This window comes from Streptomyces sp. NBC_00887, assembly GCF_045207585.1.
Genome location: NZ_CP108788.1, coordinates 7,193,502 through 7,205,300 on the forward strand (window position 1 = coordinate 7,193,502; position 11,799 = coordinate 7,205,300).

An 11,799-nucleotide genomic window follows, 5' to 3' on the forward strand; every position below is an offset into this window, starting at 1 on the left:
GTCTTCAGCCCTCGGTGTTGATCATCGAGGCGGCTGCGTACGTGAGGTAGTCCCACAACTGCCGCTCGTGCGCGGGGGACAGCCCGAGCTCGTCGAGCGCCACCCGCATATGGCCGAGCCAGGCGTCGTGCGCCGCACGGTCCACCCGGAACGGAACGTGCCGCATCCGCAGCCGGGGGTGGCCCCGCTCGTCGCTGTAGGTGCGCGGGCCGCCCCAGTACTGCATGAGGAACAGGGTGAACCGCTCCTCGGCCGGACCCAGATCCACCTCCGGGTACATCGGCCTCAGCAGCGGGTCGTCCGCGACCCCCTGGTAGAAGCGGTGGACCAGGCGCCGGAAGGTCTCCTCGCCGCCGACCTGCTCGTAGAAGGTCTGCTCCTGAAGCGTGTCGCGCGGAATCTCTGTCACCCGTCCATGGTCGCAGACGCGCCGACCGGGTACCGGAGTCCTAGGACCCCGGTACCCGGCGGGTGGGAACCGGCTCAGTCGCGGCGCACCGTGATCGTCGTCCAGGCCCCGACATGCACCTGGTCGCCGTCCTGGAGCGGGACGGGCACATAGGGCTGGATCGGATCCTCGGCGCCGTTGAGCGTCGTGCCGTTGGTGGAGTTCTGGTCGACGACTGCCCAGCTGCCGTCCGGCTGCTGCACCAGCACGGCGTGCTGGTGCGAGACGCCCGGGTCCTCCGGCGGCACGGCGAGATCGATGTCGGGGGACTCGCCGGTGCTGTGCCGGCGGCGGCCGATCGTGATCTGGCTGCCGGTGAGCGGAAGGTGCTGCTCCGGGGAGTACGCGGGCAGGTTGAGTCCGGTCGCCTCGGGGCCGCTGCGCTGCATCATCGCCAGGAAGTACTCGCGGTCCGGGGCGATCACGGCCGACCAGCTGACCGGCTGCCGGTTCTGGCCGGGGACGGGGCCCTGTCCCTGAGCCTGACCGGGTCCCTGGCCGGGGAAGAGCTGCTGCTGCGGGGCCTGCGGCGTCTGCGGTCCCTGCTGGAAGCCCTGCGGGGGTTGCTGCTGCTGCGAGGGCGGCGGCAGCATCCAGTCGTCCCCGCCGGGCTGCGGAGCCTGCGGATGCGGCGGCGCGGACTGCTGCTGGAACGACGGGGGCGACGGCGGACCCTGGTGCTGCGGCTCGAACGGCGAAGGGTGACCCTGCTGTCCCTGAGGCCCCGACTGCCCCTGCTGTCCCTGCTGTCCCTGAGGCTCGAACGGCGAGGGCTGCCCGGGCTGACCCTGCTGCCCCTGTCGCTCGAAGGGGGACGACGACTGCTGCTGGAAGGAGGGCGGGGGCGGCGGGCCCTGCTGGAACGACGGGGGAGGTGGCGGGCCCGGCCGGCCTGCCTGCTCCGGTGAGAGCGGCTCGGCGGGCCGGTTCATCTGCGAGGGCCGCGAGCTCTGGTACTCGAACGGGTCGTGCTGCTGCGGGCCCTGCTGGGCCTGGAAGCCGGGCGGCAGATTCAGCCCGGGGACCGGGCCCCCGACGCCACCCTGCGGGGCGAGCGGGGTGTACGACGTCGCCGTGTTCGTGAGGAAGTTCCAGCGGCACTCCTCACAGAACGGCGCCATCGGTTCACGCGGGGTGCGGCACTGCGGGCAGAGCTCGGCCTGGGCGGTCGGCTCCCCGGGACCCTGCGGGTACCCGTAACCGGGCGCGGGCGGCGGGGGAGGCGGCGGGGGGACAGCGCCCGCGGGCGCGCCCGCCCCGGCCATGCGATGTCCGCAGACCTCGCACCAGTCCTCGGAACCCGACTGGTGTCCGTTCGGGCAGGTCGGCATGTCGGCGCTTCCCCCTCTCCTCGTCCGGCCCGGAGGCCGTCATGCTCGTAGGTGCGCCGTCCGGTCGGCCGGGTGGCCTCCGCACGGCTGATTCGCTGTCGTACGTACTGTTATTTCTTGACGCGAACGGTCTTGGTGGAGCGTGTTTCGAGTGTCATCTCGTCCGCTTCCGCCACCCTCGCTTTCAGTCGCACAGTACCGGTCGCTGCATCGACAACGTCGACCACCTTCGAAAGCAGTTTCGCAGTATCCGCGTTTCCGGAGGCCGATGCGAGCTGCACCGCACGGCCGAGTTTCGCCGTCGCGCCGTCGAAGTCTCCCGATTTGCGCGCGTCCAGGCCCTGTTGGATGACTTGCGCCAGTTCTGCCTGACCTGTGTAGTGGGCAACCTGCGGGTTGATGGACGTGGACGCCGCCATGTCGTCCGTCCAGACCGCCCGTACGAGGCCCTGGGACAGGGTCTGCGGGGCCTCGCCGGCCGAGGGGGCGGGAAGGATCAGCGAGACCCGGGCCGCCAGCATCTCCTGGCCGATGCCCGCCTCGGGAACCCGTACACACACGTGATAATCCCGGGACTCGTCGCCCCAGGAGCCCGTCGGATAGTCCCCGGCGCGGGGGCCCGCCACCGTGCGGCGGTCGGTCAGTTCGGCGACCGTGGGGGCCACCTGCTTGACGAAGCCGATCTCGACCCCGACGGGCGTCCAGAGCCGCAGCGCCACGTCCGCGACCTCCTTGCCCATCGCGTTCTCCATCATCTGCGTGAAGTCCGCGGCGAGTCCCGCCGGGTCGGCGACGATGTCCGCCGTGCCGAGCAGCGCGGAGGCGATGGCTGTGACCTCTTTCACTTCCCAGTCGGTGCCCACCCCGCGGGCGTCACAGGTGAAGCGGCCCGCACACGCGTCCAGGGCCGCCCGCAGGTCCTCCGGCGACTCGTGCTCGTTACGGCCGTCGGTGAGCAGGATGCCGTGCCTGATGTCCACATCGGCCGCGCCCAGCAGCCGGTCGGCCAGCCGCAGCCACGTACCGATCGCCGTACCGCCGCCCGAACTCAGCCGCCGCAGGGCGTCCTTCGCCTGGGCCTTCGTCTGCGCGTCGGCGGTCGCGAGCCGTCCGTCGCCCGGGTACACATCCTTGGCCACATGGGTTCCGGCGACCACCGCGAACTGCGTGCCGTCCCGCAGGGTGTCGATGGCCGCCGCCGTCGCGTCTCGGGCGTTGCGCATCTTGGTCGGCGGGTACTCCATCGAGCCGGAACAGTCGACCATGAGCACCACCGCGGCGTCCGGCGCCTGTCCCGGGGTGTGCACGGCCGCCGCGGACGCACCGGTCAGCGGCACACGGCCGGTGGTGCCACCGCCCGTCGAGGTCACGGTGACGATCGCGTTGACCTCGCGCCCGCCCTCGGGCAGATATTCGTTCTGGTACACCTCGACGGAGAACTGCGGCACGTTCGACTTGGAGAAGTTGGCCATCTGATCGGCTCCTTGAGGATCCACGTATGTCAGATGAAGACAGATATGCGGACAGAGTTCAGGACGGGAGGGGCAAGAAGAACTGGAAGGGTGAGGAGAGGGCGGAAGACGGCTGGCAGTACGGAGTGACAGGTGGACCGACGGTGACCGGCGGACCGAACGCGGCTCAGGCGGTGCTGTAGGCCGATCCTGCCCCTTGCGTCGGCACGGCGAACGGGAGCAGGGCCACTGTTACGTTGTCGTGGCCCCCGCCGTCGAGCGCATGACCGACGAGTACCTGGGCTCCGTGCAGCGGCCGTTCGTACGCCTCGGGCGGCACGGCCGTGGCCATCTCCACCGCCGACTCGGCGTAGTTCCACAATCCGTCGGTGCACACCACCACCAGACCGGGCCGGTCCGGTTTGAAGGAAGCGGTGTGCGGCTCCAGCTCGTACGCGTCGGCGCCGAGCCAGCCCGTGATGGCGTGCGCGCGCTCGTCGGCGTACGCCTCCGCCTCGTTCATCAGGCCCGTCGCCACCATCTGCGCGGCCCACGAGTCGTCCTCGGTGAGCCGGGCGGGCGGATTCGTGCGGTCCTCGGGCACCCAGTAGACACGGCTGTCACCGACCCACCCGACGACCAGCAGGCCGCCCGCCATGATCGCGCCGACCAGCGTGCAGGCCGGGGCGTTCTGATGACGGTGCGGATCGTGCTCCATCGCACGACCGGGCTCCTGCGCCAGGGAGTTGACCGCCTCGGAGGCGGCAAGAATCGCCTCGTGCATCGCCTGCTGCGGATGCGTGCCCCGCGGCAGCGACTCCAACAGTGCCTCGTTGGCGGCGGTCGCGGCCGCGGCCGAGGCCTCGTCCGGCCGGCTCGCCGACGACACTCCGTCGCACACGATCGCCACGACGGCCGGTGACCCGTCCGGCAGCGCGGTGGAGGACACCGCGAACGCGTCCTCGTTGCGGTGATGGCGCAGGCCGCGGTCGCTGACAGCCGCCACGGAACCGAGCTCCTGCTCCATGTGGTCGCGCTCGCGGGGCTGGGCGTGGCCGCAGTTCTCGCAGTAGCCGTCGGTGTCCACGTGACCTGAGCGGCACGCCACACAGACCTTGACGCCGACCGGGACACCGGCACCGGAATGCTCCGAGGTCCGGGGGTCGGGTGCCGCCGGCCCGGGAGCAGCCAGCTCGAAGTCGCCCGAGGCGGCGTCGGGGCGGTCCACGTCGGGGCGGTTCGCGTCCGGGTGCTCCGCGGCGGGGGCGTCGGGTTCGTCGAAGCGGACGGCCGAGGGGGCCGTGGTCGGCAGGGGCTTCCCGCCCGAATCCAGGCCCGGAAGGTCGGCAGGACGGTGCGTCGGCGCGGGCAGGTCCGAGCTGTCGACCTCGGAAGCGGGCGGCCATTCCACCGGACCGGCGCCCGCGCTCTGCGCGGGGACGGTGATGGCGACCGTCGGACGGTCGCCCGGCGGGGCGGGCACGGCCGAGAGGTCGTACCCGCACGCCCCGCAGAACAGGTCGCCCGACTCCAGCGGTTCCTCACAGCTGGGGCACCCCGGCAAGGACGCCTGCTGGTGGATCTGTGACATCTTCACACCCAGGTCCGGGGGCGGAAACGGTTGGCCCGCTCCACCAGTTCGATCCTCTCGTCGCCCCGCTGCGCGAGCCGGGCGAGCATCCGGTACGAGCGTTCGAGACCGAACCTGAGGCCTCGCTCGTCCAGCTCACTGTCCAGCAGCGTCCTCGGTCCCGCGGTCGCGGGGGAGGCCGTGGCCGGTGACTGAGCTGTGGGACTACCGGAGAGTACCCAGTCAAGTGCCGTCCCCAGCACCTCGGTCGACAACTGCTCGCGCCGGACCGCGTCCAGCCCGTAGCCCTTGAGCGAGGTCACCTGGTCCGCCGCGGCGTGGAGATCATCGATCAGCGGATCCTGCGGGAGCCGCTCGCGCAGCCTGGCCCGCACCGCCGCCACCCGCGCAGCCGTGTAGTGGATCGACGACTCCGGTACGGACTCCAGGGTCCGTACCGCCCCGACCCGGTCACCCGCGGCGATCTGCACCCGGGCGAGCCCGAACGCGGCGCTGACGAAGCTCGGATCGGTCGCCCACACCAGGCGGTAGTACTCCGCGGCATTGTCCAGCTGGCCCAGCACCTCCGCACAGATCCCCAGAGCCAGCTTCGGCGCGGGCTCACCGGGGAACGCGTCGTAGACCGCGTCGAAGGACAGCGCCGCGATCTCGTTGTCGCCGGTCACCAGTGAGGTGACACCGCGGTACCAGACCACCCGCCAGTCGTCCGGGTGCACGGCCTCCAGCGCCGCCAGTGCCTGGGCGCCGGCGCCGAGTTCGTTCATCTCCAGGCGGGCGCGCAGCTCGCGCAGCCGGGTCTCCAGCGACGCGGCGGGCACGGTCTGCAGAGCGGAGATCAGTTCGGCGGGTGCCGACGTCATCAGCCCTGCGAGGAAACCGGCGTTGGGATCGTTCGCGTCGACCCGGGGGACCGGCAGGGCGAGCGAGGTCGCCCGCGCGTCGAAGACCGCGAGCCGGGGCCCCGACCGGCCGGTGTACGCCCCCGGGAACATGACGGGAGGATCCGGGACCGCCGCGCGCGGGGCCGGAACAGCCGGCTGCGCCGGGGCGTACGGGAGCGCGCTCCCCCCGCCGCCCGACGGGCCGCCCCCGCCGGCCCGGACATGGGTGTCGGGCGCGTACACCGCACCGGCGCCCGGAGAGCTCCACGGGGTGGCGGCCGGTGCCCCCGTGGCGCCCGCGGGCCGGGTGCCGACCGGCAGCGCGCCGGCCACAGCGGTCGCCATCGCCCCCTGTGCGGGGGGCACGGCCGAGCCGTTCCGCCGCAGCCCGAAGCGCCCGCCGCCGGCCGGAGCCACCCGGACGCCCAGCCGCGACACCTCGTCCGTCAGCTCCGCGAACAACGCGGTGTCCGTGACCCGCAGTTCCGTACCGAAGAGTGTCGAGAGCGACGGACGCGGACGCCCCGTCTGAAGGGCCACCACCTCCCGGAGCACGCCCGTCAGCTGCTCGGCCATCTCGGTGGCCGAGGCGAACCGTCTCGCCGGATCCGGGTCCGTGGCCCGCACGAGCAGCCGGTAGAACGACTCGTACCGCCGGAACACCTCGATGTTGTCCGGGTCGGGCAGCGAGTCCACGAAGACGTTCGTGTACCCCTGGAAGTCGAAGGTGAGCACCGCCAGCGTCCGCGCGACCGTGTACAGGTCGGAGGCGACGGACGGGCCGACCTCGGCCACCTCCGGCGCCTGGTAGCCGACCGTGCCGTAGATGGCCGACTCGTCGTCGTCCATCCTCCGCACGGCGCCCATGTCGATCAGCTTGAGCTGGTCCTCGGTCTGGATCGCGTTGTCGACCTTGAAGTCGCAGTACAGGAGGTTGCGGCTGTGCAGATGGCCGAGTGCCTCCAGCGCCTCGATGCCGTACGCGCACGCCTGCTCGACCGGCAGCGGATCCCGCTTCCCGGCCGGTGTGCGGCGGTCGTTGGCGATCTCCTTGAGCGCCTTGCCGCCGACGTACTCCATCACGATGTAGCCGTCGAGCGAGCCGGTCCGCTGGTCCAGGTGCTCCACGAAGTTGTAGATGCGGACGATGTTGGAGTGCTCGATCTCCGCGAGGAAGCGCCGCTCGGAGATGGCCGCGGCCATCGCGTCCTGGTCACCGGTGTCCAGCAGGCCCTTGAGGACCACCCAGCGGTCGGAGACGGCACGGTCCACGGCGAGGTAGACCCAGCCGAGACCGCCGTGCGCCAGACAGCCGGCGACCTCGTACTGCCCGTGGACGATGTCGCCGCTCTGCAGCTTCGGCACGAAGGAGTAGGGGTGACCGCACTTGGTGCAGAACCCCTCGGTCCGGCCCGGCCGTTCGCCGCGGGCCCGGCCCACCGGCCCGCCGCAGTCGGAACGGGAGCAGAACCGCTTCCGCTCAGGGACCTCGGGGTTCTCCATGACCGCGGTCCGCGGATCGGGCCGCGGCACATCCGGCACGAGCACCAGACCGGCACCCAGCCTGCCCCGGCTCGAGACGCCCGTCGAGGCGCCCGAGGAGCGCACCGACACCGAACGGGACGCCGAGGCGCCCGACAACGAGCGGGAGAGCCGTCCGGAGACCGAACGCCGCGAGGTCGACGAACGGGACGAGGACCGCGAGGACGCACGCGAACTCGAACGCTGCGAGCTGCTGCTGCTTCCCCTGCCGCCGCCCGCGATCCCCGTGGGCGGCGAGCTCAGCATGCCCGTCGAGGACACGACCGGGGCGAGGCCGCAGGTGCCGCAGTACAGCTCACCGCCGCCCATGTCCTCGTAGCTGCCCTCGCAGCCGGGGCGCTGGCACCGCGGACTCCTGGGTTCCTGCGCCGCAGAAGGCGGCTCCACCGGGGCGAGGCCGCAGGTGTCGCAGTACACCTCACCGCCGCCCATGTCCTCGTAACTGCCCTCGCACGCGGGGCGCCGGCACTGCGTACTCACGATGTCTCCCCCTGTTCGCCCCGGCCCTGTCCGTCCCGGCTGTGCGGCGTCAGCAGATCCGCTGCCGCCTGCTGATACCGCAGCACGGACTGTTCGGCGACGCGCAGATCGCACGGCGCGCTCCACAGCACCCGGCGCGCCGCGTCGTACCGCTCGATCAGCACCGGGTCCTCCGCCATGCCGTGCCGGGCCACCTTCGCCTTGTACGCGTCGAGCCTGCCCCGCAGTTCCGCACGGACCGCGAGCGGCGCCGTGACGGACGTCAGGGACTCCCGCGCGCGCAGCAGTTCGTCCTCGGCCTCCCGCTCCAGCGAGTCGAGCAGCGGCGAGAGGCGGTTCCACTGGGCATGCCTGCGGTACTCCGACGCCGCGGCCAGCCGCTCCTGCAACGCCGTCGACGGGCCACTGACGGCGGGCACCTCCGAGGCGGCGATCTTCGCCAGCACCTCGCCGCGCGCCGAACGTGCCTCGGCGAGGGTACGGTCGGCGCGCGACAGCACGTCGCGGAGCTGGACCAGTCGCTGCTCGGCGTCCTGCCGGACCGCGAGCACCGCCTCGATCTCCCGCCGTACGTCCTCCAGGGCGCGGGCCGCCCGGTCGTAGCGCGTGGTGTCGGGGCGCCCGCCGCCGGGCGCCGCGCTGCCGGGACCCGGCAGCCAGAACGCCAGCGGATCGGAGATCACCTGCACCCGCAGGGTGGTCAGCTCCTGGGTGATCGACTCCAGGTCGTCACCCGCCGGATGCTCCCCGGGCCGCACACCGACGGAGTGCGCCAGTGAGCGGGTGCGGCGCAGCTCCGCGGCCAGCAGGTCTATCCGGGCGGGCAGCGCCGACCATACGGAGTCCGAGGCGACGACCATGTCCAGCGAGCGTGCGTACAGGTCGTTCATCCGGGCGACGAGCTCCTCCAGCGTGAACCGCTCGGAGAGCCTGGCCGGACCGGTGAGCCCGGGCTCGGGGCTGACCGACGCCCCGTTCGCCACGGTCACACCGTCGCCGCGCAGCAGCTCGGTGAGGGCCACCAGGTCGTCCTTGCCGGGGTAGCGGCGCCTGGACCGGATCTCGCGGGCCGCGGTGAGCGCCCCCGCGTAGGCGTCGAAGTACCCCCACAACAGGGTGATCGACTGCTCGGCGGAGGCCCAGCGGTCCTTGGTGACACCGGTCAGATCGGCGCCCTCCAGGAGCCGGCGGCCGGCATGGTCCTGCAGGGCGAGGAGCGAGGTCTCGATCGCCTCGTGCTCCGCACCGAGCCGGGCCAGCGCACGGTCCGCCTCGTCCCGGTCCATGACCGGGCCGGGGGGCCTCCCCGCGAAGCTGGGGAAGGATCCCGCGACGCCCATCGATCACCTCTCCGCTCTTGCGCCGGGCACGGCCCGGCGGTTCAGTTGGTCCGGTACTTGGGCGCCGGCGGCGCCGTGATCCCGGGAAGTCCCGTAGCCAGCCACGTGCGGTACGACCGCATCCAGGGGCTGTCGGCACCGCCCTGGCGATAGTCGACCAGCACCTTGTTGACCCGGGCCACGAGATCGTCGGCCCCGAGCTTCGCCGCGACGCCGTAGTACTCGGTGGTGAACGGCTTGTCGCCCTTGAGCTCCACCGCCGGGTCCTGAGCGGCCTGGCCGGCCGCCAGCGCGTTGTCCGTGACGACCGCGTCCACCTCGCCGAGCTGCAGCCGCACCAGGCAGTCCAGCTGGTTGGGGACGGTCAGCTGGTCCAGGTCCTGCTCGGTGCCGTCGTTCTCGTCCTTGAAGGTCGCACCGTAGGACTCCTTCTCCAGCGCCTCGTACGCCGTCGAGCCCTCGGCGGTGCAGACCCGCTTGCCGGCGAGTGACGTGTCGTACCCCGTGATCGTCGACTCCTTGGGGGCCAGGACCTGCTGGCCCGCCTGGAAGTAGGCGGTGGAGAACGAGACCTGTTCCAGGCGCTTGCAGTTGATCGTCATCGTCCGCACGACGACGTCCACCCTGTCGTTCTCCAGCGCGGCGATGCGCTGGTTCGTGGGGATCGCGCGGAAGATCACCGCGTCCGGATCGCCGAGGATGTCCTTCGCGATGGCCCGCACCAGATCGATGTCGAAGCCTTCGAGGGTGCCGGACTCCGTCTCCGGATTGCGGTACCCCCACTGGAAGCTGTTCTGGTCGACACCGGCGATCAGCTTCCCGCGCTCCCGGATCTTCTTGATGGTCGGGCCGTCCGCGCTCGACGGCGCCAGGCTCGCCTCCGGATCCGTGCACGATTCGGCCTTGGCGGCCACCGCCGACGTCGCCCCCTGCCCCGTGCTCTGCCCGCCCGAGGAGCCCCCGCCGTGCGTCAGCGGCAGCAGGGTGAGCGAGGCCGTGAGGGCACAGGCCACCGCCATGCCTGTCACACCTCCCCAGCCGCGCAGCCTGCCGCGGGCGGCCCAGACCTCGGCCCTGGTCATCGCTGCCCCTCTCACCGGTACTCCGAGAGCCTGCGGTTGACCCCGGCGATCGCCGCTACCGCACCCAGTACGGCGAGGACGGCTGCCCCGATCGGCATCCCGCCCAGCGCCCCGCGCCCGTCCTTCGCCGCCGCGGTGAACTCGCCCTGTTCATGGGCGAGCGCCTGCTGCAACGCCCGGTCCACCAGTTCGAAGCACTCTCCCGTGGAGCCCTTCGCACCGATGATCTGCTGCAAGGCGCTGTTGTAGTCGCCCTGGTCGTCCGTCGCGCGGGCCTTCCTGTGGCGGCCCTGCCACTCGTTCACACTGCTGATGGCCTTCGCCACCGGATCGCTCCCCCGGGAGTCGTCGGCGAGCTTCTCGGCGCTCTTGAGCTGCGATCCGAGGGACTTCATGCCCGTGCTGTAGTCCGTCTCGTACTTGTCCTTCTGCCCGTCGGCGGTCAGGACCGCGCCACGGGCGACCAGCGTGAGGTTCTCATTGGCGCGCGCCTTCAGCGAGTTGATCCGCGCGTTGTTGAGGACATCGAGGGACTCCTGCCCGTGGGCCATCGCCTCACGCAGTTCGGCCCGCGCCACCGTGTGTCCCACGGCCAGCCACAGCAGCACCACCGTGGCCGCGGCGGTCGCGGCGAGCAGCCCGCGGTTGAGGACACGGTTCGTCCTGCGGTAGTTGCGCCGCTGCATCCACACCAGTGCGGACAGTGCCACGATCCCGGCACCCAGGGAGAAGAACGGCCACTGCCGGGCGTCGGTCGAGTCGGTGCCGAGCCGGCCGGTCTCCGCCGCGTACAACCGCTCGGCTGCCGGGAGGAGTTCGTTCGTCATCTTCTGGTTCGCGTACCGGAGATAGGCGCCACCGAGCGGCAGCCCCTGCCGGTTGTTGGCGCGGGCACGCTCGATGAGACCCGTGTACTCGGGAAGCAGCTTGTTGAGCGTGGTGATCTCGTTCCACGACGACGACGACGCGTCGGTGCTCGCCGCGGCCTTCACCAGGAGCCTGGCGGCTTCCCTGATGTCCTTCTCGTACTGCTCGTGGACTGCCTCGGGCTCCTGCGCACCTGCCAGGAAGCCGCTCGCCGCCATCGTGTCCGCGTCGGCGAGCGAACGGTAGATGCTCGCCGCGTCCGCGCTGAGCGGCTGACTGCGGGTCACCACGTCGTCGGCGGCCGAGGCCCGCCCGGAGACCTCCAGGGCCGTGACCGCCCCGAACGCCACGACCAGCAGCGCCAGTACGGCACCGATGATCTGCAGCCTGCCCGGCTCGGTCATCGCCGCGGCGCGAAGCCGATCGGCGGCCACCGCCCCGGCACCACGACGCTGCGTGGGTACGGTCGTCACCGCCGCCTCGCGATCCGGCGCACGCTCCCGCTGCGAGTCCCCGTTCGGCGGGTATGTCACTTGACCTCCCCCTCGGTCACTGACGGTGGCCCCGACCCCCGGCCGATCGGAGGACTGGTACCCGGCCAGAAGTATGGCCGCAGGGAGCGGCATCCACCAGGAATGCCTGGATCCCGCATCGATCCCCGAAGTCGATCAGGTGCATTGGATCAGGACGAACGCCCCCGATCAAGACAAGTCCCCGCGCAATTCCTGATGCATCCCCCGAAGCGGATCGATCTCCCCATCATGAACACGTTCGGGACATCTGATC

General features: G+C 71.6%; 8 protein-coding genes. All 8 read right to left on the reverse strand.

Annotated features, from left to right (window positions below; translation table 11 throughout):
- Nucleotides 1-4 precede the first annotated feature (4 nt).
- The gene (locus tag OG844_RS32825; protein ID WP_406395257.1) at nt 5-409 is read right to left on the reverse strand and encodes a globin; all 405 of its coding nucleotides are present in this window, start codon (nt 407-409) and stop codon (nt 5-7) included.
- Nucleotides 410-483: 74 nt separating this feature from the next.
- Nucleotides 484-1,779, reverse strand: coding sequence for an FHA domain-containing protein (locus tag OG844_RS32830; RefSeq protein WP_406395259.1), 1,296 nt, complete (start codon nt 1,777-1,779; stop codon nt 484-486).
- Nucleotides 1,780-1,889: 110 nt separating this feature from the next.
- On the reverse strand, nt 1,890-3,251 hold the full coding sequence (locus OG844_RS32835; protein ID WP_406395261.1) for a vWA domain-containing protein: 1,362 nt from the start codon (nt 3,249-3,251) through the stop codon (nt 1,890-1,892).
- Between the two features lie 166 nt (nt 3,252-3,417).
- The gene (locus OG844_RS32840; protein WP_406395263.1) at nt 3,418-4,821 is read right to left on the reverse strand and encodes a PP2C family serine/threonine-protein phosphatase; all 1,404 of its coding nucleotides are present in this window, start codon (nt 4,819-4,821) and stop codon (nt 3,418-3,420) included.
- Nucleotides 4,822-4,823: 2 nt separating this feature from the next.
- Nucleotides 4,824-7,553, reverse strand: a complete 2,730-nt coding sequence (locus tag OG844_RS32845) for a tetratricopeptide repeat protein (RefSeq protein ID WP_406396343.1) — start codon at nt 7,551-7,553, stop codon at nt 4,824-4,826.
- A 167-nt stretch (nt 7,554-7,720) separates the two neighbouring features.
- Nucleotides 7,721-9,064 carry a hypothetical protein gene (locus tag OG844_RS32850; RefSeq protein WP_406395265.1) on the reverse strand — a complete coding sequence of 448 codons (1,344 nt, stop codon included), beginning with the start codon at nt 9,062-9,064 and terminating at the stop codon, nt 7,721-7,723.
- 41 nt (nt 9,065-9,105) lie between these two features.
- Nucleotides 9,106-10,146: a glutamate ABC transporter substrate-binding protein gene (locus OG844_RS32855; RefSeq protein ID WP_406395267.1), complete on the reverse strand. Its 1,041-nt coding sequence runs from the start codon at nt 10,144-10,146 to the stop codon at nt 9,106-9,108.
- Nucleotides 10,147-10,157: 11 nt separating this feature from the next.
- Nucleotides 10,158-11,546, reverse strand: coding sequence for a hypothetical protein (locus OG844_RS32860; RefSeq protein ID WP_406395269.1), 1,389 nt, complete (start codon nt 11,544-11,546; stop codon nt 10,158-10,160).
- Nucleotides 11,547-11,799: the final 253 nt, after the last annotated feature.

Coding starts and splice junctions, on each gene's coding strand:
- OG844_RS32830 (WP_406395259.1), bottom strand. CDS start 1,779: ATGCCGACCTGCCCGAACGGACACCAGTCGGGTTCCGAGGACTGGTGC.
- OG844_RS32835 (WP_406395261.1), bottom strand. CDS start 3,251: ATGGCCAACTTCTCCAAGTCGAACGTGCCGCAGTTCTCCGTCGAGGTG.
- OG844_RS32855 (WP_406395267.1), bottom strand. CDS start 10,146: ATGACCAGGGCCGAGGTCTGGGCCGCCCGCGGCAGGCTGCGCGGCTGG.
- OG844_RS32850 (WP_406395265.1), bottom strand. CDS start 9,064: ATGGGCGTCGCGGGATCCTTCCCCAGCTTCGCGGGGAGGCCCCCCGGC.
- OG844_RS32845 (WP_406396343.1), bottom strand. CDS start 7,553: ATGGGCGGCGGTGAGCTGTACTGCGGCACCTGCGGCCTCGCCCCGGTC.
- OG844_RS32840 (WP_406395263.1), bottom strand. CDS start 4,821: ATGTCACAGATCCACCAGCAGGCGTCCTTGCCGGGGTGCCCCAGCTGT.